This is a genomic window from Paenibacillus pedocola, from assembly GCF_031599675.1.
Taxonomy (GTDB): Bacteria; Bacillota; Bacilli; order Paenibacillales; family Paenibacillaceae; genus Paenibacillus_AQ; species Paenibacillus_AQ pedocola.
Genome location: NZ_CP134223.1, coordinates 2,967,887 through 2,985,821, shown reverse-complemented (window position 1 = coordinate 2,985,821; position 17,935 = coordinate 2,967,887). Strand labels below are relative to the sequence as shown.

Below are 17,935 nucleotides of genomic sequence, written 5' to 3'. Positions count from 1 at the left end.
CATAGATTTACTGAATATGATATTCTATCAAACACAAAGGAGGTCATCATGATGGCTATCTTATTACCGATTCAATACTTCAATCTGGCTCCATCGGTAGGTAAATCCTATTACGAGAATCTTGCCGGAGGCATTAACGCTGCTGTTACTGTTAACAACGGCTCGGCATTTCCCGTCGATCTCGTTATCTATCGGGTAAATGCCCCAGTAGTCACTTACACTATTCCTGCACTGAACAGCCTTACGCTGTCAGTAAACTTGCTGCTGGTTGCCGCACTGTTAAGCACAGCTGCCGGCGCAGTTTTCGGCACCATCGAAATCGCAACATCAGACTTCTAATGTAATACCAGAGTATCCGCCATACTCACTCATGAGCATTCCCTCTATCAAACACCCCTGGCCGCTAAGCGGTCAGGGGTGTTTTTTGCAATATTATACGGCTCTTTCACGTGATTTCTTCAAAGCTATTAAGCTTCGAGATCAGGCATTGGCCCTGTGTATACGGATTGAGGACGGAATATTCTGTTGTTCGCCGCTTGCTCAAGAATGTGCGAAGTCCAGCCGACAATTCTACCCGCCGTAAAGGTTGGAGTGAAGATCTCCGGGTCAAGCTGCAAAGCACGCAGAATTGCCGCAGCGTAAAACTCTACATTGGTGAATAAGCGGCGGCCCGGTTTGTATTCCTCCAGCAGGCGGATAGCGGTGTGCTCTACATGAATGGCCAGATCAAAGGACGGGTCTTTACCGTTCATTTCTACAGTCGCAATCATCAGCGCTTCAGCGCGCGGATCCTTCGTCTTATAGATCCGGTGTCCAAAGCCCATAATCTTGCCTCCGTTGTCAAGTACAGCGCGGATCCACGGCTCAGCCCGGTCCATTGTTCCGATGTCCTCAAGCATAGCAATGACTTCGGAAGGTGCTCCGCCGTGCAGCGGGCCCTTCATCGCTCCGATAGCCCCACACACCGCCGCGCACATATCTGACTCTGTGGAGAGGACGACCCGGGATGCAAAGGTAGAAGCATTCATACCATGTTCCATACAAAGAATCAGATAGGCGCTGAGTGCCCGTACATGGGCTTCTTCAGGTATTTGCCCTTTCAGCATATACAAATAATTTGCGGCATGACCCAGCTCAGCAAGCGGCTCAATAACCGGCAGGTTATTCAATTTGCGGTATCTGTAAGCAATAATTGTCGGCAGTACCGAGGTTAACCGGAGCGCCTGGGGAAGTGTCGGCGGCCAGGTCGCATTCACCGGTTCTCCTAAGGCTGCTACAGCGCTTTGCAGCACCAGCATCATAGGAACGGATGGAGGAAGCAAATCAATCATTCCACGCAAATAATCCGGGATTATTCTCGCTCCAGCCATATCCTGCTTAAGTTTTTCCAATTCGTCAGTATCCGGCAAATGCCCGTTCCACAGCAAATAAGCCACTTCCTCATAGCTTCTGCTGACTGCAAGCTCTTTCGCCCAGTACCCCCGGTAGACCAGATGCCCCTTTTCGCCATCCACTAATCCAATATCTGTTTCTCCTGCAACTACGCCTTCTAATCCGGTAACCTTTGCCATCATACTAGCTCCTTTTCCGCTCATCTGAAAGTTAACATCACAATAAAAGTATATGCCGGAAACTCGATATTGCATATTTATTGTTTTTTATGAATACATAAATTTTTTTTATCAACCATTGTACCTATGTTATTTCATTAACTGCTTCAGCTTGGCTTCCGTATTGGAATCCTTGGCTGGAGTATAGATACTGCAGCGTAAATCCGTACTGCCATGCACTTGAAGTGAGGTAAGGTGAAACAGCATTTTCCCTGCCTTGGCATGGCGGAATTCCAGCACCACATCCGGTGCACTGCTGACCCGGCTCTCCTCCCACAGCTCATGAAAAGCAGGGTGCTGAGCCTTCATTTCCGCGATAAAATCGTCATACCAGCTGTCTTCCACATACTGTCCGTAATACGCCCGGAAAATAGACAAAAACCCCCGGACGAACTGCTCCCAATTCACGGCCAGCCGCTGGAATTCCTTGCGCACGAACAATAGGCGGATCATATTGCGCTCTTCCGGCAGAAGCTGGGCAAAATCCAGAAAGACATGCGCCGCCGCCTCATTCCAGCCGACAATCCCGCAGCGGCGGTCCGAAATAATCGTCGGGCAGGTCGTGAGCTCCTGCAGAATTTTCTGCAGAGACGGGCTGATCACTGAGGCTTCCTCCTGCTGGAACGCGGCCATGCCCGGGCCATTCTCCAGCGCCAGGGCAAACAGATAATTCCGTTCATCCTTGGTCAATCTGAGCGCACCAGCGATACATTCCAGTACAGAAGGAGAGACTTTAATATCCCTCCCTTGCTCCAGCCAGGTGTACCATGTATTACTTACTCCGGCTAACTGTGCAACTTCTTCTCTTCTTAGTCCCGGAGTCCTTCTGCGGGTTCCTTCCGCGAGTCCCGCAGAAGCTGGTGTTATCGCTGCCCGGCGCGATTTCAGGAAATTGGACAAGGCCTGCAGTCTGGTCTGATTGGACATGTTCTATGCCGCCCTTCAAATTAATGATTATACAATAGTAGTAATTATACTAGTATAAACCACAACTTGTAATAGGATAAGTAAAGTGGAAAAATACAGTTATACCCCTTACAGGGAAGTAATCAAGAGACTCAAGGAGGATTCATATGGAACGGGTAGTCATTACAGGCATGGGCTTAATTTCACCGCTCGGCAACTCGGTAGAACCATTCTGGAGACGCTTAAGCGCCGGTGAATCGGGGATCTCCCCGATCACTTCATTTGATACATCACACTTCAAAAGCAAGATTGCCGGAGAAGTTCGGGACTTTGATCCGGAAGCCAGATTCGGCCGCAAGGAAGCCCGCCGGATGGACAGGTTTACCCAGTTTGCGCTGGCAGCGACTGAAGAAGCATGGGCCGATTCCGGCCTGCAGCTGGAGAAAGTTGACCGGGAGCGGCTCGGTGTGTATGTCGGTTCAGGTGTTGGAGGTATAAATACACTGATGGAGCAGGCAGAGCTTCTCAAGACCCGCGGACCGGAAAGGGTCAGTCCGACTTTAATTCCTATGCTGATCTCCAATATGGCTGCAGCCACGATCAGCATCAGGTTCGGGGCACTTGGCCCTACGCTGTCACCGGTGACCGCCTGCTCGATCGGAAATACCGCAATCGGAGAAGCATTCCGGCTGATACGCTATGGCGGTGCGGATTGTGTTATTGCCGGGGGCGCCGAAGCGGCGATTTCAGAAATTGCACTGGCCAGCTTTGGCAATGCGACTTCCTTATCGACCCGCAATGAGGAGCCGGAGAAAGCCAGCCGGCCGTTTGACGGCAACCGGGACGGATTTGTGATCGGCGAAGGCGGCGCTATTCTGATTCTGGAGTCCCTCTCGCACGCCCTGCGCAGGAACGCCGTCATTCATGCTGAGGTTATAGGCTACGGGGCCAGTTCAGATGCATACCACATGGTTGCAACCCATCCCGAAGGGATTGGCGCCTATCAGGCGATGAAGCTGGCGCTGCAGGAGGCCGGAGTACAACCGCAAGAAGTAGACCTGATCAGTGCACATGCGACCAGCACCTTAATCGGCGACCGTTCAGAGACAACCGCAATTAAAAAGCTGTTCGGCGAAGCTGCCTACCGTATTCCTGTAACCGCGAATAAATCAATGACCGGACACACTCTCGGTGCGGCTGGCGGACTGGAAGCTATTGCTATGATCAAGAGTATCCAGGAAGGTCTGATCCCGCCTACAATCAACCAGGAGACGCCTGACGATATCTGTGACCTCGATTATGTGCCAAACCACTCACGTACTACAGAAGTTAATATTGGGATATCTAATTCTTTTGGCTTCGGCGGACACAATGCAGTAATCGTGGTTAAGAAGTTTAAGTAACACAAAAACCTCCGGACAACGTCAATACGTTATCCGGAGGTTGCTGTTACAGTCTTGTACCAACTATTCCTTAGGTTCTGTCAGTACATGACTTCCCCAAACAGCTATACCCTCTTTGGAAAGTGCGGTAAATGTCATCACATTGCCGTCCACTGCTTCATTCCATTCCTTCAGGAAAACGCCGCTGTATTCTTTGCCTTCCACCGTTAACTTAACAGTATGTTCCCCGCTTAAGCTCCATGTGCCTGTTACCGCTCCAGTGATCTTACCGTCAGCAGTCAGCTCAATCATTTTCGATACTACAGACTTGGCTGTAATGTCCTTCCCGTGGTTCACGTATTTGTACTCTCCGGTAACCTCTTCGGAAGTGTACGCAGCGATCTTCTCACCGCTATACCGGTGGGGAGCCACTACCGGCCAGCCCTCCTCGTTCATGAACATCTGATGCACCCGCACCTCATGCTCTTCTCCCCGGTTGTGGAAACGGGTATGGAAAATCAGATAATACTGGCCGCTCTTCTCATCATAGTAGGCTGAATTATGCCCGGGTGATACGTATCCTTCTCCAATGGCCGCAGGCTCCGAATCACCGTTTCTGAATTCGAAATTGCCCATCAGCTTCACTCCGTAAGGTGCATAGAACTTATCGTCGAACAGCTTCTTCGGATTGCCTTTGGCATCTATCATAGCCTTGCCTTCTGAATCCTCAAAAGGGCCATCCGGATTCTTGGAGCGGGCGACACGGATATTATATCCGCCTTTGGTATCCAGCCCACCGTAGGATAGGAACAGATAGTAATAATCGGTTTCCGGGCTATATAGCATATAAGGCCCTTCGATCCGGGCATGATTCGCGCCCAGCAGCTTCTTGCCGTAGCCCTGATCCGGAAGCGGGAAGCCTGTAGCCGGGTCAAGTTCCAGGATAAAGATTCCGCCTGAATACGAACCATATACCATCCACAGCTTGCCGTCCTTATCAAAGAACACATCCGGGTCCACTACATTCGGCTTCTGGGTGGCATCATAAATTTCACCGTCACTTCCTGCTCCGGCCATTCCGGATTTCAGAATGATCCCCAGATCCTTGTAAGGCCCTTCAATCTTGTTAGAGACGGCAATCCCCATCGCTGATAGAGGTGAATCCCCTTTGCAGGCGTTATAGTACATATAGAATTTGCCGTCATCAAGCTGAATCACATCCGGCGCCCACAGCGTGTCTGTTTTAGCCCAGTTGAAGGTCTCGCTGAGCTCTTCGGTAACATTCGGAATGAGCTTATTGCCGTCTTCCACTACAGAAGAAATCTGTTTCCACGAGATCAGGTCCTTGGATTTGGCCGAAGCCAGATGGGAACCGAATACATAATACGTATTGTTCACCTTAATAACGGAAGGATCATGCACCGATACATTCTTGAACTGGGGTGCACCGCTGCCGCTGCAGCCGGATAACAGGGTTAAGGATAATAATGTGGTCATAGCACGTTTTTTCATGAGAATACCTCCTATGTATACCCTTACATTGTGCTGTGAAAAAGAAAAATAGTCAATACTTTTATTTATATATATTAATATTAGTTCATACTTTTATAAAACATAATGCTGCCTAAATCCTTTTGAAATACACCTTTATCGCACAAAAAGCGCCAATCCGTATAACGGACTGACGCTAATCTTATTAGTATAAACTTAAACCGATAATTAATACACGCTGTTGCCTTCTACCAGAATTGGCTGAGGATAAGCATTCGGCATTACACGCTGTCTCTTCTTCACCACATCAGGCGGCTCAACAGCCGGAGCCATCGGATGCATCAGCCAGGATTTCACCAAGTGTGAATCCGATACTTTATACATCGGAGGTTCCTTCTCCATGTCAATCGCCATAGCATAGGTGCTGCGCAGAGCAAATGCATCACCCTTAGGCGGCTTGATCAGATCGGGAGGTGTTCCCGGAATAGCTGTCAGCAGGGAACCTTTGCTCTCCAGACTTGGCATGGAAGCAAGTAAGCCCCAAGTGTAAGGATGTCTAGGATCATAGAAGATCTCTTCAGCAGTACCCATTTCAACAATCTGACCGGCATACATAACCGCTACACGGTCAGCCATTCTGGCAACTACACCAAGGTCATGGGTAATAAAGATAATCGCTGTGTCGATTTTTTTCTGCAGATCCTTCATCAGGTCAAGAATTTGTGCCTGAATGGTTACGTCGAGCGCAGTTGTCGGCTCATCGGCAATCAGCAGCTTAGGGTTAGCCGCAAGTGCCATAGCGATTACGACACGCTGGCGCATCCCGCCGCTGAACTCATGCGGATACTGCTGAAAACGGCGTTCCGGTGACGGAATGCCTACCAGGCTCAACAGCTCGATACCACGTTTATAGGCAGCATCTTTGGAGATTTTTTCGTGCTTGAACAGCACTTCGGTAATTTGCTTGCCGACCTTCATCATTGGATTCAGGGAAGTCATTGGATCCTGGAAGATCATGCCGATTTCTTTACCGCGGATTTTCTGCATTTGCTTTTCGGTTTTCGGAATCAGGTCTTGTCCGTCGAATAAGATTTGACCACGTTTGTATTGACCCTGCGGCTGAGGAACAAGTTTCATGACCGCTTGGGAAGTTACGCTTTTACCGGAACCGGATTCGCCTACAATCGCCAGTGTTTCACCTTTATTCACATGAAAGTTAACACCACGGATCGCTTGAACCTCTCCGCCGCGTGTTTTGAATGAAATTGCTAAGTCTTTTACCTCTAAAAGGCGCTCCATCCTGTCACCCTCTCTGCTCTTTTCAAAAGTACGATAATGATTCTCAGTATATAGATAGGCAATAAGTATTATTTTATCTATTTTTATGCCTCTTAGTCAAGAGCTTTCTGAAAATGAATCATCACAAATTCATGTCAGATTACCTGAACGTCATCAGTTGTTTAATCCATAATTTATAATTATAACAAAACATGATCTTAAAAAGCTGTTAACTATAATATAGTCTTGCATTATGTCATACTAAATTAACAATTACCCTCTTAAATAAGAAAGGAATGACTCCTTCATGATCATCAAACCACGCACACGCGGCTTCATATGCACGACCGCCCACCCCGTGGGCTGCGCCCGGCAGGTTCAGGAGCAGATAGAGTATATAAAGGGCAAGCCAACGGTTCAAGGTCCACGCAATGTACTTGTCATCGGCGCCTCAACCGGGTACGGCCTGGCCTCGAGAATCGCTGCAGCCTTCGGTGCCGGAGCGGCGACGGTAGGTGTATACCGTCCAAGTACAGCTACTGACACTCGTACCGCGTCCGCCGGATGGTATAACTCGGCAGCCTTCGAGCAGTCTGCGCTTGATACAGGCCTGAGGTCCTACAGTGTCTGCGGCGATGCTTTTAGCAAGGAGACCAAGGACCGTACCACCCGGCTGATCAAGCGCGAACTGGGACAGGTCGATCTTGTGATTTACAGTGTAGCTACTGCACGCCGGACAGACCCTGTAAGCGGTGAAGTGTACAATTCGGTGCTGAAGCCGGTTAAGCATCCCTATACGAACAAGACGGTAAACTTTCACACTGGTGAAGTCAGCCCAGTAACCATAGATCCTGCTACAGAATCAGAGATTGAAAGTACCGTCCATGTCATGGGCGGAGAAGACTGGCAGCTGTGGATTGACAGTCTGCGGGAAGCGGGAGTTCTGGCTGACCATGCAATGACCCTGGCATTCTCCTATATTGGACCTGAACTTACTCAGGAAATCTACCGCAAAGGCAGCATTGGCCAGGCCAAAGACCACCTCGAGGCCACTGCACGGCAGCTCAATGAGCAACTTGCTGCTCAAGGGGGCAGAGCCTATGTCGTTGTCAGTAAAGGGCTGGTGACCCAATCCAGTTCAGCGCTTCCTGTAGTCCCGCTCTACACCTCTCTTCTATACAAGGTGATGAAAGCTCAAGGCCTTCACGAAGGCTGCATTGAGCAGGCTTACCGCCTGTTCACAGAATGCCTGTATTCGCCCAAAGGCACTTCTGTTGACGAAGAAGGCCGGATCCGCATTGACGATTGGGAGCTGAAGCCTTCTGTTCAGACAGAAGTGGACCGGCTTTGGCCCTTGATCACAACCGAGAATATTTATGAGCTGTCCGATCTTGCCGGCTACAGGAAGGAATTCTTCCAGCTATTCGGCTTTGAAACAGACGGCGTTAATTACGAAGCTGACACGAATCCTCACGTCAGTGTCCCTAACCAGTTCTGAAAATGTCTGCAGCGCTGACACAAGAAGAAACATCCATTTCGTGAAGCTTATTACGCACTATTTTATATACAAGAAGACCGGAACCCGCTAGGAGCGAGATCCGGCCTTCTTGTTTCACAATTTGGAAGCATTGTTATGCTTGAAGGACTTCCAGCTCTCCGCCAGATTCTCTGCAGCCCACCGCACATGATTGTCATCTTTATACTGCCTGGAGTAGCACTCAATCACCAGGATCAGATCAAGATAGAAATCATAGAGCTTTTTACGGAGATGTTCGTTTGGACTGTCAAAAGTCTGCCCATACCCCTGAATAAAGGCCTGTGAATTCTCGAAGTGCCGGAAGTAATACTCCATCAGCACATCCCCCCACAGCGCCCTCTCCCAGTCAATGATTGAGACAATTACACCGTCTTTAACAAACAGATTGCCATTCCACAGATCCCAGTGAATCAGACGCGGTTCTGTCACCTCATCCAGCGCAGGCAGATATTGCTCCAGCACCTGCCTGATTTCCTCTTCGCTTGCCGGCAGGACTGCATTCAGATTCCGTGCATCTGCAAAAAGATTGGATATCATAGTAGTAAACGTTTCCCGCCACGAAGCCGCGGTTCCCTCTGTATCCCGTCCGAACAGGCCGAACCCCGGTCCCGTAAATTCATTAATCAGCCGCTGATACCGGCCAAGCTCAGCCTCAACCGCGGCTCTCTCCCCGGCCGAATAACTTTCTTTTACCTCACTGTATGGCTGGCCTTCAACCTTCTCCATGAAAAAATAAGGGCAGGGGATTAAGCTCCGGCTCTCGTCAAAGCTGTAGACAACAGGAACCGGAACTTTTCCCCTTGCCGCGACGAGCCGCATAGCTTCCACTTCAGCCCGCATAATGTCCTTCTCATAACTCAACGTCTGCGTTTCCTCCGAAGGAGCGACCTTCAGAATGACAGACCTTCCATCACTGAGCAACAAATCATAGGCGGTATTAAAAAATCCGCCCGTCAGCTCCGTACTGGAGACGATGGTTATATCCGCAGCAAAGGCGGTGTGAACCAGCCTCTCCAGCTGCCGGTCATCCAGTTTGACCTTAGTGAAGCTCTCCATAAAACGCTACACCCACCACATATCGCCAAGCGGTTCCTCTATCAGAACCTGCCGGAGATTATCGACAGCTTTGGAGAAGCCCTCTTCGATGGACATCAGACCATCCTCATGCTCAATGCTGACTACATAATCATAACCGACCAGACGGAGGGCACTGATAATATCAGCCCATGTCTTCACATCATGTCCATAACCCACAGAGCGGAACTGCCATGCGCGGTCCAGCATATTGCCATAGGACTGCATGTCTGTCAATCCGTACATGTTAACATTCACCGGATCAATGACGGTATCCTTAGCATGGAAATGGTGAATTGCGCCGCGGCGTCCGAGAATGTGAATCGCCTGCACCGGATCAATACCCTGCCACCACATATGGCTCGGGTCAAGGTTAGCACCGATAGCCTCCCCTGCTGCGTCTCTGAGACGCAGCAATGTAGCTGGTGTGTGCACCGAGAAGCCGCCGTGCAGCTCGAGCCCGATCTTCACGCCATGCTGCGTTGCAAACTCGCCCATTTCCTTCCAATATGGAATGACTTTATTCTCCCACTGCCAAGTTAAAATCTCCTGATAATCGTTCGGCCAAGGGGCAACCGGCCAGTTCGGGTACTTTGCGCCTTCATGGTCACCCGGACAGCCGGAGAAGGTGTTGACCACAGGTACTCCCAGCTTTTGGGCCAGTTTAATGGAATTGACCAAATCCTCATGGTCCTTAAGGGCGAGCTCCTTCTGCGGATGCAGCGGATTGCCGTGACAGCTGAGCGCACTGATGATCAGACCGCGTGATTCAATCTGCTGCTTGAATTCCCCCAGTGCCGCTTCATCCTCCAGCAGCTGCTTAGGATTGCAGTGACTGTTGCCCGGATAGCCCCCGGTGCCGATCTCTACCGCTTTGAGTCCCTTGGAAACTACATAATCCAGCGCGTCCTCCAGCTTGCGACCGCCGAAAAGCACCATAAATACTCCAAGTTTCATTGACCTGCCGCCTCTCATCATAAATATAAATCAAAATTAAACTTGGGATAGTACTATTTTAGAGATTGGCCGTGACTACAGAGAATATTTGGTCTTCCGGCCGCTGCCCTTCTGCAGATTTCTTGATTGTATACCGCTGTTCGCGGTTGAAATCCGCAGACAAAGGCGGACGCTTCCGCTCCTACAGTTCCAAAATTCCCCTCCGCCACTATTTCTCTAAAAGTATTAAATCAAGTTCAATTGATATAACTACTAGTCCTCGTAAGTGTCAAAATCCTTAATGACCTCGTTCTTCTCGGCGGCTGCAAATATCGCTTCAATCAGATTCTGTACACGCAGCACTTCCGCATTCTTCACGATCGGTTCAGCAGTGCCTTCAATGACGGCCACAAAGTTATTGTAGAATCCGTCCGGCAGCTCGGCTGCCGGAGGCAGCGCTTCAGTAATCGTTGAACCTTCTGATGGAGGAGCCATTGTCTTAGTGAGACCTACACCGGCACGGATCGGAGTCGGCTCCCGGTGTTCGCTTGCACTGTTGCGGGAGACGATTCTTCCGGTCAGAGACCAGTCTTCAATTACGGCCGAACCTTCTATCCCCTTAACATACCATCTCGGTAAAGTGATAAAGTTGGTCGTGCCGACCTCTACGATGGCTTTGATGCCATTTTCGAATTGCAGAACCGCTTCAAATCCGTCGTCTACATCGTTGCCAAGAATATAACTCATGGTGCTGGACACGCTGGTTACCTTGCTGTCAATCATGAACAGCAGCTGATCCAGCAAATGCACACCCCAGTCCAGCAGCATACCGCCACCCTGCTCCTTAACATGCCGCCAGTCGCCCGGAATGCCGTTAGCCCCATGGACACGGGATTCGATCTGGAACAACGCCCCGATCGTTTCCTTCTCGTACATTTGTTTGATCACACGGAAATCTTCATCCCAGCGTCTGTTCTGATGGACCATCAGGACACGGCCGGCTTCATCTGCTGCAGCAATCATTTCCTTGAACTCATCCGAAGACATAGCAACGGGCTTCTCGCAGACGACATGCTTGCCGGCTTGCAGCGCCCGGACGGCAATTTCTTTATGCACATCGTTTGGTGTAGCAATCAGTACAACCTCAACAGCGGGATCTTCAAGCACTTCCTCATAGGTGGCATAAGCCTTGTAGCCTGCTGCCTCCGATGCTTCCTTCCGTGCCCGCAGCGGGTCAAATGAGCCTGCTACTTCCAGATGCTCATTTTCTCCGATCAGCTGGGCATGATAGCTGCCCATGCCGCCATATCCAACGATGACTACAGTATGTTTGTTTGAACTCATGAATTCCACTCCTGTTTGTCTAATGTTTCCAATTTAATTCTATTCGTTGTCCGAGCTTCCGTCAAAATATACAGCTCGGCCGGTGCGGGCAGATTCATACACAGCCTCAAGAATCTGGGTAACGACAAGGGCTTGTTCCGGTAACACGACCGGATCCTTATCTTCTCTCACCGCTTCAAGCCATAAGCGGGCTTCACGGTCAGCTTCAGTCTCAGCAGAGCCGCTGTAGAAGGCAACACCGCCAGAGGAGAGATCAACTTTGGTTTCGAACAGCCGTCCGGCACGTTCTCCGTTGATCCGCAAGCCGTCTTTCATATCTGCACCGCCTTCGGTACCTGCCAGCAGCGTTTTGGCTTCACCAAACTCGGAGACATTCAGCGCCCAGCTGGATTCAAGCGAGATGGTTGCCCCATTCTCCATGGTGATAAAGCCGAAGGCTGAGTCTTCCACCTTGAATTGCTCCGGGTCCCACGGACCGAAGGCATTGGCGGCATTTTTACGCTGGCCGAGTTTGTGAAAGGTCGATCCTACAACCATACGCGGCTTGTAATTATCCATCAGCCACAGGGTCAAATCGAGCGCATGTGTACCGATATCAATCAGCGGGCCTCCGCCCTGCTTCTCTTCGTCCAGGAATACGCCCCAGGTCGGAACAGCACGGCGGCGCAGCGCAATCGCCTTACCATAATAAATATCGCCGAGTTCTCCGCTTTCGCACATTCCCTTCAAATATTCACTGTCTGACCGGAAGCGGTTCTGATAGGCGATCGACAATTTTTTGCCGGTGCGGCGGGCCGCATCCAGCATTTCTTGAGCTTGGGCTGTAGTCTTAGCCATCGGCTTCTCGCACATAACATGATTACCTGCTTCAAGCGCAGCTACTGTAATTTCGGAATGGCTGTCATTCGGTGTACATACATGCACGATATCAAATCCGCCTGCTGCCAAGAGTTCGCGGAAATCAGTATATACAGCAGCACCTTCGGCGCCATACTTGTCGGCAGCCTCCTGAGCGCGTTCTTCAATAATATCGCAGAAGGCTACCATTTCAGCATCACTCTGACGGGACAAGCTTGGCATATGTTTGCCGTTTGCGATTCCACCGCAACCGATAATAGCAATTTTGAGTTTGTTAGACATGAATTTTTCCTCCTTGATTGGCATAGGCTTTAACCCATTTCATACTGTCTTCTACACTTGCAAGCGGCGAACGGCTGCAGAAATCCTGCTCCACAACAGCCCATTCGACACCGGCCTGATCCGCAGCTTCCAGGATTGCCGGAAGATTCACTTCCCCTTCTCCCAGAACTACGGTTTCAGCTGAACCGTCTTCGAGCTTCTTCATATCCTTCAGATGGATGATCGGCAGGCGTCCGGCATACTTTTGAATGTAAGCTACAGGATCATAGCCCCCGTAGTACACCCAGCAGGTGTCCATTTCCACTTGAAGCAGCTCAGCCGGCACCTCTTCGAAGATTCCGTCGAAAGCGGTACGCTCTCCAAACGACTGCGTGAATTCGAAATCATGATTATGATAAGAAAAAACTGCACCCCGTTCCTTGCACTTTTCTCCGATAATGCGGAAATTCGCAACGACCTCTTCCCAGTTACGCTGCTCTTCGGTCAGATAAGGAATGATCAGGTTGCGGTTGCCAATCTCCAGATTGAAGCTGATTTCCTGTTCCGTATCATTCAGCATGGCATCATACGGACGATGTGCCCCAAGAGCGACCAGTCCAGTTTCCTGAAGCAGCCCCTTTATTTCCTCTGCTGTCCGGCCAAAAAAGTGGTAAAATTCCACACCGGCATAGCCCAGTTCAGCTACTTTTCGCAGCGTCCCTTCGAAATCCTGTTCCAATTCTTCTCTAAGTGTATACAGCTGAAGGCCAAGTTTTAACATTGCTCCCACTCCTATTTGGTATAGAGTTAATGTACATAACACTGTTGCTGTCCTATATCAGACACACCCGGCAAGCCACCTGAACAAAAGGGCTGCTATACTAAGCTGTCCTATATATCCCGTTTCAGTACAATTACATATCCTAAACTGCTTATGTAGCTTTCAGAGCCGCAGCACAGCCCCCTTCTCTTGGTTTATATGTTTTTGCATAGCTACATGGTAATATGAAAGCGTATATAATAAAATGAATAATATGATTCAAACATGAACAATTCAGCTATTATTTCTGCCACTCAGGAGGGCCCATGACATACACCGCACCATGCCACGTTTATACTGCCGGATTCTCATTCCACCGCAAGCCCTTCCACATGTCCCGGGCAGACGGTGTCCAGAATTATCTGCTGCGGCTGCAAACGGAAGGCCGCAGCAGAACCCGCATTGACGGTGTCCTTTCTTCGGTAGAAGCTGGAGATTTGATGCTGTTTGCACCTAACGACCCTTATTACTTAAGCATTGACAAAGAAACCTATTCCGCAGGCAAACCACGGGTCGAAAGCGGGGATTATCACATTTTTTGCGGCGGGCCCTGGATCGAGGAATGGTGGAACCGGAAGCACCGCCCTGCTGTGCTTCGTCTGCCGCTTAGCGATCATTTCCTCGGCCTGTTCCGCCAGCTTGTCCTGGAACAGCGCCGGTTATCCGATTCTTCACCGGAGATTACAGCTTGTTATCTGCAGATTTTATGTATGGAGATTGACAGGCTGATGACAGAGCAGCCGGCAATTTCACCCAAAGGCTACCTCGCATACCGGATGAAGCAGTATGTGGAGGAGCATGCCGCCATTCCGTTCCGCCTGGAGGATGTAGCAGCTTATGTGGATATATCAGTCTCGCGTGCGGTTCATCTGTTTAAGGAGGCTTTTGGAACCAGCATTGTTAAGTATGTAAATGATGTGCGGCTGGAGATGGCGCGTGAGCGGATCACCTTTAGTCCGATGCCGCTTGAGCATGTGTCTGAAACCTGCGGTTTTGCCAACTATACATACTTCCACCGCCTGTTCCGAGGCCGTTTCGGAATGTCGCCTAGACAATACCGCGTATACAGCAGGGAACAGATGTAAGCCGGGTTAAACTGCCTGTCCTGCAGAAGGGCAAATGAAAAGGAGCGCCATCCTGGAAGATCCGCTCCTTGTGTTTGACCTTATGCAATTTTTGCTGTTTGCTCGGCGTAACTCTAACGTGCTGAGAGATTGCGCTATAGTCCAGTCCTGTTCTCCGGTTTTTCTCCGCTACCCAGGTTCCGCTGCGTTCTGCTTTAAGCAGGGCTTTTTGCGTTTTTGTGCGTGCCATAGAGGCAACACTCCTTCAGTTGTGAAATCTGTCTGCCGGCCGGCTGACAGTACTTTAATTTTAACATAATTCTGACGGCTTTACCTGTAATACTTGAGTATTAATTAACTGTTACCGGGCCTTCCCGCTGGCAGCTTGCAGAATCAGAAAATGGTATGATAGAAGTGAATTTAGCAGCGGAGCCTATAAAAAAGGCGGAATCGGAGGAATTGGATGAAATACGATGTATTATACGATGGTGCCTTTGCAATGCTAAAGGTGCAGATGAATCCCGGCGAAAGCGTAAAGGCAGAGATGGGTGCGATGGTGGCCATGTCGCCCGGTGTTGAATTAAGAGGTACGGTAGACGGCGGTCTCATGCGCGGGCTGGGCCGGATGCTGAGCGGAGAAAAATTTTTCTTCCAGGAGCTGGCAGCAACGCGGGGACAATGTGAAGTGCTGCTGTCTCCGGGTGCGATCGGTGATATTCAAGCCATTGAGCTGGACGGATCGTACAAGCTGTACGTGCAGAAAGACGGCTTCCTTGCAGGCACCCACGGCATTCAGGTCAATACCAAGATGCAGAATCTGACCCGTGGCCTGTTCTCCGGTGAAGGCTTCTTCATTGTCGAAATCAGCGGCAGCGGAACAGTCTTCCTCTCCTCTTTCGGGGCGATTCATGCGATCAATCTGGAGCCTGGCGAAGAGATGATTATCGACAACGGACATCTGGTAGCCTGGCCGGACTATATGGACTATAAGATAGAAAAAGCAGCCACCGGCTGGCTGAACAGCTTGACCAGCGGGGAAGCTCTCGTCTGCCGTTTCCGCGGCGAAGGCGTTGTATTGGTGCAGACGCGGAATCCGGGCAGCTTTGGCAACTGGATCAAGTCGTTTGTGCCCTCCAGGCCTTAAAGGTTGAACTATAGCAATACAAAAAAAGCAGGACTGCACAGAGCAGCCCTGCTTTTTTGCTGTAACTTAATCATAACAGACTGTCTGAGTCAGGATACCGCCTGGCGTTCCTTATCACCCTTACAGCCGGTCCGCTTACAGGTATTATAGGTTCCCTTGAAGTCAAGCCGGTGGTCCGTCACGCTGAAGCCGTATTCCGCCTCGAGCCGCTGCTCCAGCTCCAGAAGCCAATCATCCTTGATCTCCTCCAGTCTGCCGCAGACATTGCAGATCAGATGATGATGCATATGGGCATGGTCATGGTCCCGCAAATCGTAACGGGCCACGCCGTCGCCGAAATTCATTTTCTCCACAATATGCAGCTCGCACAACAGCTCCAAGGTCCGGTAGACCGTCGCCAGGCCAAGATGCGGATAGCTGCTTTTCACTCTCATATAAACTTCTTCTACGCTTAGATGCTCTTCTTCATTGTCGAGCAGCACCTTCACGATGGCTTCACGCTGCGGTGTTAATTTATAGTTTTGCGCGGCAAACTGCTGGCTGATATTCGTAATTGGGTTCACTCAGATCTCCCACCTTTCCGGAAGCATTTCCATCATCCATAGTCTCTGACTCTGAGACAAATTCATGTCCACAAGTTAAAGCCCACACTAAATAGTAATCATTACGATATAATCATAGCAAAATTACCGGAATATGAAAAGTGTCTACATTCATTATACCATTAATGCCCCAAATTCCGCACAATGAATCAAAAATATCCAGGGACTAAACACCTGCCCATCCGCGAGACGGCAAGAATCCATACCATATAGAGAGTTAATTCCAATATGTGAGGATGGTCCGGATGGCACAACCAAACCGAAGACAGCAAGTCCAGCCTCTCGTAACAGCCCGTGTTCTGCGCCGGGTAGCCAAGGCCATGCTGCCCTTTTACCGGAAAATTGCCGGAAACCGCAGCTTTGCCAGGCAATGGTCGGCCGCTGTAGTCAAAGCTGACCTCAGTCTGATGGGCCGGCTGCTATCCGGTATACCCACTCTTGCCGGTGTGAAGAATTATGGAACGAATGGCATCGGATATTTTATCTCTTTTCCTTTCCCGCTGCCTGTTGCCTTCTACACGAATGGGACGACGATCCCGCCAGGCTCAGTGCAATTCACCTTTAGTACCACGGTACACCGCGCCGTTGCCCGGGCTGTTCTGCCTTTTTACAAGAAGCTTGCTGTATCCCAAAGCTATGCCGAGGATCTGGCTGCGGCAATCAATAGAAATCAGAACAAAACCGTCAATGCCATGGTCCGCAGATTCATCAAGGCCCAAACTCTTAAGTCTGTAACAATAGAAGAGCACGGCCTGGCCCTGCTGTTCAAAACCCGGTTCAGTAAATACCCCTACCGCAACCTGCTGTTTCAAGAGAATATGTAAGCAGTTCAGTAAAGACAAAATTATAGCTGGCATGCAACTTTTCCACATTCTGCTGCGTCAAAGGAGTTGAACATGGCCAAGCGGCCCAACTAAAGCCAGAGGTGGAATGGTGATGAACATGAAAAAGAATGCTTTTGCTGTAATAACAACGGTTTCGCTCCTCTCCTTTTCGCTCGGGAGTCCTATGTTTGCGGCAGGTGGTACCTTCAAAGATATTAGCAATGTGACCGGCAAAGACAAGATTAACGCGCTAAAAGCACAAGGCCTGATTAAAGGGATATCTGATACGCAGTTCCTTCCAGGCTCCAAAGTGACGACAGCCCAAGGGGTACAGTTCATCTCCGGCGGTCTGCAATTGAGCCTGGCTGCGATTGATTTCAACAAGGCTCCTGTAGCCAGCAGTATTTTCAGCAAGGTAAAGGACAATGTCTGGTATACAGAGGCCTTCATTAACGCCTACTATAATGGCATTGAAATTCCGGCAGATATCGATCCGGCCAAGCCGATTACCAAGGAGCTGTTCACGAACTTCCTGATTCAGGGCGTAGAAAAAGCAGGCAATCTGCCTATGATTAATATTGTCCCGGTGGATATCGCTGACGATGATGCACTGGATCCCTCGTATCAGGGCAGTGTCCAGCGCTCCCTGAAATACAATATCAATACCCTGGATGCAAACGGCAAATTTAATCCGAAAAGCGAGCTTACCCGCGCTGAAGCAGCTGTAATGCTCTACAATGCACTGGAATACCTGAAATCCAAAACTGAGGCTGCACCGCAGAGCTAAATCTCGACTGCATTATT

18 protein-coding genes are annotated in these 17,935 nt (G+C 49.9%); 7 read left to right on the top strand and 11 right to left on the bottom strand.

Annotated features, from left to right (window positions below):
* The first annotated feature begins 51 nt into the window (after positions 1-51).
* The gene (locus QU597_RS12865; RefSeq protein WP_054940336.1) at positions 52-339 is read left to right on the top strand and encodes a hypothetical protein; all 288 of its coding nucleotides are present in this window, start codon (positions 52-54) and stop codon (positions 337-339) included.
* 128 nt (positions 340-467) lie between these two features.
* Here QU597_RS12865 and QU597_RS12860 read toward each other — a convergent pair whose 3' ends face one another.
* Together QU597_RS12860 and QU597_RS12855 are read right to left on the bottom strand one after the other, a co-directional pair.
* A complete protein-coding gene (locus QU597_RS12860) occupies positions 468-1,571 on the bottom strand; it encodes a citrate/2-methylcitrate synthase (protein ID WP_310833303.1) in 1,104 nt (367 codons plus the stop codon).
* 129 nt (positions 1,572-1,700) lie between these two features.
* On the bottom strand, positions 1,701-2,537 hold the full coding sequence (locus QU597_RS12855) for a helix-turn-helix transcriptional regulator (RefSeq protein WP_310832976.1): 837 nt from the start codon (positions 2,535-2,537) through the stop codon (positions 1,701-1,703).
* 146 nt (positions 2,538-2,683) lie between these two features.
* Here QU597_RS12855 and fabF point away from each other — a divergent pair, with 146 nt between their 5' ends.
* Positions 2,684-3,919, top strand: a complete 1,236-nt coding sequence (fabF, locus tag QU597_RS12850; RefSeq protein ID WP_310832975.1) for a beta-ketoacyl-ACP synthase II — start codon at positions 2,684-2,686, stop codon at positions 3,917-3,919.
* Between the two features lie 63 nt (positions 3,920-3,982).
* On the opposite strand, the gene abnB is transcribed toward fabF, so the two are convergent.
* Together abnB and QU597_RS12840 are read right to left on the bottom strand one after the other, a co-directional pair.
* Positions 3,983-5,395 carry an arabinan endo-1,5-alpha-L-arabinosidase AbnB gene (gene abnB / locus QU597_RS12845; RefSeq protein WP_310833302.1) on the bottom strand — a complete coding sequence of 471 codons (1,413 nt, stop codon included), beginning with the start codon at positions 5,393-5,395 and terminating at the stop codon, positions 3,983-3,985.
* Between the two features lie 222 nt (positions 5,396-5,617).
* Positions 5,618-6,688: an ABC transporter ATP-binding protein gene (locus QU597_RS12840; RefSeq protein WP_310832974.1), complete on the bottom strand. Its 1,071-nt coding sequence runs from the start codon at positions 6,686-6,688 to the stop codon at positions 5,618-5,620.
* Positions 6,689-6,974: 286 nt separating this feature from the next.
* Between QU597_RS12840 and fabV the strand changes: the two genes are divergently transcribed.
* A complete protein-coding gene (gene fabV, locus QU597_RS12835; RefSeq protein ID WP_310832973.1) occupies positions 6,975-8,165 on the top strand; it encodes an enoyl-ACP reductase FabV in 1,191 nt (396 codons plus the stop codon).
* A gap of 114 nt (positions 8,166-8,279) precedes the next feature.
* On the opposite strand, the gene QU597_RS12830 is transcribed toward fabV, so the two are convergent.
* The 5 genes from QU597_RS12830 to QU597_RS12810 all read right to left on the bottom strand — a co-directional run bounded on the left by QU597_RS12830 (position 8,280) and on the right by QU597_RS12810 (position 13,458).
* The gene (locus QU597_RS12830) at positions 8,280-9,260 is read right to left on the bottom strand and encodes a phosphotransferase family protein (protein ID WP_310832972.1); all 981 of its coding nucleotides are present in this window, start codon (positions 9,258-9,260) and stop codon (positions 8,280-8,282) included.
* A gap of 6 nt (positions 9,261-9,266) precedes the next feature.
* The gene (locus QU597_RS12825; RefSeq protein WP_310832971.1) at positions 9,267-10,235 is read right to left on the bottom strand and encodes a sugar phosphate isomerase/epimerase family protein; all 969 of its coding nucleotides are present in this window, start codon (positions 10,233-10,235) and stop codon (positions 9,267-9,269) included.
* Between the two features lie 252 nt (positions 10,236-10,487).
* Positions 10,488-11,558 carry a Gfo/Idh/MocA family protein gene (locus tag QU597_RS12820; RefSeq protein ID WP_310832970.1) on the bottom strand — a complete coding sequence of 357 codons (1,071 nt, stop codon included), beginning with the start codon at positions 11,556-11,558 and terminating at the stop codon, positions 10,488-10,490.
* Positions 11,559-11,597: 39 nt separating this feature from the next.
* Positions 11,598-12,698: a Gfo/Idh/MocA family protein gene (locus tag QU597_RS12815; RefSeq protein ID WP_206104583.1), complete on the bottom strand. Its 1,101-nt coding sequence runs from the start codon at positions 12,696-12,698 to the stop codon at positions 11,598-11,600.
* Positions 12,691-13,458: a sugar phosphate isomerase/epimerase family protein gene (locus QU597_RS12810; protein WP_310832969.1), complete on the bottom strand. Its 768-nt coding sequence runs from the start codon at positions 13,456-13,458 to the stop codon at positions 12,691-12,693. Before QU597_RS12810 ends, QU597_RS12815 begins: the two co-directional genes overlap by 8 nt.
* Before the next feature lie 305 nt (positions 13,459-13,763).
* Between QU597_RS12810 and QU597_RS12805 the strand changes: the two genes are divergently transcribed.
* Complete coding sequence (locus QU597_RS12805) at positions 13,764-14,582, top strand: helix-turn-helix domain-containing protein (RefSeq protein WP_310832968.1); 819 nt, start codon at positions 13,764-13,766, stop codon at positions 14,580-14,582.
* Here the strand turns inward: QU597_RS12805 and brfA are convergent.
* Positions 14,545-14,811, bottom strand: coding sequence for a ribosome rescue factor BrfA (brfA, locus tag QU597_RS12800; protein ID WP_310832967.1), 267 nt, complete (start codon positions 14,809-14,811; stop codon positions 14,545-14,547). The genes QU597_RS12805 and brfA overlap by 38 nt on opposite strands.
* Before the next feature lie 213 nt (positions 14,812-15,024).
* Between brfA and QU597_RS12795 the strand changes: the two genes are divergently transcribed.
* Positions 15,025-15,705: a TIGR00266 family protein gene (locus QU597_RS12795; RefSeq protein ID WP_236329368.1), complete on the top strand. Its 681-nt coding sequence runs from the start codon at positions 15,025-15,027 to the stop codon at positions 15,703-15,705.
* Positions 15,706-15,794: 89 nt separating this feature from the next.
* Here the strand turns inward: QU597_RS12795 and QU597_RS12790 are convergent, their stop codons facing one another.
* A complete protein-coding gene (locus tag QU597_RS12790; RefSeq protein WP_310832966.1) occupies positions 15,795-16,268 on the bottom strand; it encodes a Fur family transcriptional regulator in 474 nt (157 codons plus the stop codon).
* A gap of 284 nt (positions 16,269-16,552) precedes the next feature.
* Between QU597_RS12790 and QU597_RS12785 the strand changes: the two genes are divergently transcribed.
* Both QU597_RS12785 and QU597_RS12780 read left to right on the top strand, forming a co-directional pair.
* Positions 16,553-17,131, top strand: coding sequence for a hypothetical protein (locus QU597_RS12785; RefSeq protein WP_310832965.1), 579 nt, complete (start codon positions 16,553-16,555; stop codon positions 17,129-17,131).
* Between the two features lie 112 nt (positions 17,132-17,243).
* Entirely contained in the window at positions 17,244-17,918 is a 675-nt protein-coding gene (locus tag QU597_RS12780) for an S-layer homology domain-containing protein (protein ID WP_310832964.1), read from the top strand.
* The last annotated feature ends 17 nt before the right edge of the window (positions 17,919-17,935 follow it).

Excerpts from the sequence above, each read along its gene's own strand:
- QU597_RS12865 (WP_054940336.1), top strand. The coding sequence starts at position 52 with ATGGCTATCTTATTACCGATTCAATACTTCAATCTGGCTCCATCGGTA.
- QU597_RS12805 (WP_310832968.1), top strand. The coding sequence starts at position 13,764 with ATGACATACACCGCACCATGCCACGTTTATACTGCCGGATTCTCATTC.
- fabV (WP_310832973.1), top strand. The coding sequence starts at position 6,975 with ATGATCATCAAACCACGCACACGCGGCTTCATATGCACGACCGCCCAC.
- brfA (WP_310832967.1), bottom strand. The coding sequence starts at position 14,811 with ATGGCACGCACAAAAACGCAAAAAGCCCTGCTTAAAGCAGAACGCAGC.
- QU597_RS12855 (WP_310832976.1), bottom strand. The coding sequence starts at position 2,537 with ATGTCCAATCAGACCAGACTGCAGGCCTTGTCCAATTTCCTGAAATCG.
- abnB (WP_310833302.1), bottom strand. The coding sequence starts at position 5,395 with ATGACCACATTATTATCCTTAACCCTGTTATCCGGCTGCAGCGGCAGC.
- QU597_RS12830 (WP_310832972.1), bottom strand. The coding sequence starts at position 9,260 with ATGGAGAGCTTCACTAAGGTCAAACTGGATGACCGGCAGCTGGAGAGG.
- QU597_RS12820 (WP_310832970.1), bottom strand. The coding sequence starts at position 11,558 with ATGAGTTCAAACAAACATACTGTAGTCATCGTTGGATATGGCGGCATG.
- QU597_RS12795 (WP_236329368.1), top strand. The coding sequence starts at position 15,025 with ATGAAATACGATGTATTATACGATGGTGCCTTTGCAATGCTAAAGGTG.
- QU597_RS12810 (WP_310832969.1), bottom strand. The coding sequence starts at position 13,458 with ATGTTAAAACTTGGCCTTCAGCTGTATACACTTAGAGAAGAATTGGAA.
- fabF (WP_310832975.1), top strand. The coding sequence starts at position 2,684 with ATGGAACGGGTAGTCATTACAGGCATGGGCTTAATTTCACCGCTCGGC.
- QU597_RS12860 (WP_310833303.1), bottom strand. The coding sequence starts at position 1,571 with ATGGCAAAGGTTACCGGATTAGAAGGCGTAGTTGCAGGAGAAACAGAT.
- QU597_RS12825 (WP_310832971.1), bottom strand. The coding sequence starts at position 10,235 with ATGAAACTTGGAGTATTTATGGTGCTTTTCGGCGGTCGCAAGCTGGAG.
- QU597_RS12840 (WP_310832974.1), bottom strand. The coding sequence starts at position 6,688 with ATGGAGCGCCTTTTAGAGGTAAAAGACTTAGCAATTTCATTCAAAACA.
- QU597_RS12785 (WP_310832965.1), top strand. The coding sequence starts at position 16,553 with ATGGCACAACCAAACCGAAGACAGCAAGTCCAGCCTCTCGTAACAGCC.
- QU597_RS12815 (WP_206104583.1), bottom strand. The coding sequence starts at position 12,698 with ATGTCTAACAAACTCAAAATTGCTATTATCGGTTGCGGTGGAATCGCA.
- QU597_RS12780 (WP_310832964.1), top strand. The coding sequence starts at position 17,244 with ATGAACATGAAAAAGAATGCTTTTGCTGTAATAACAACGGTTTCGCTC.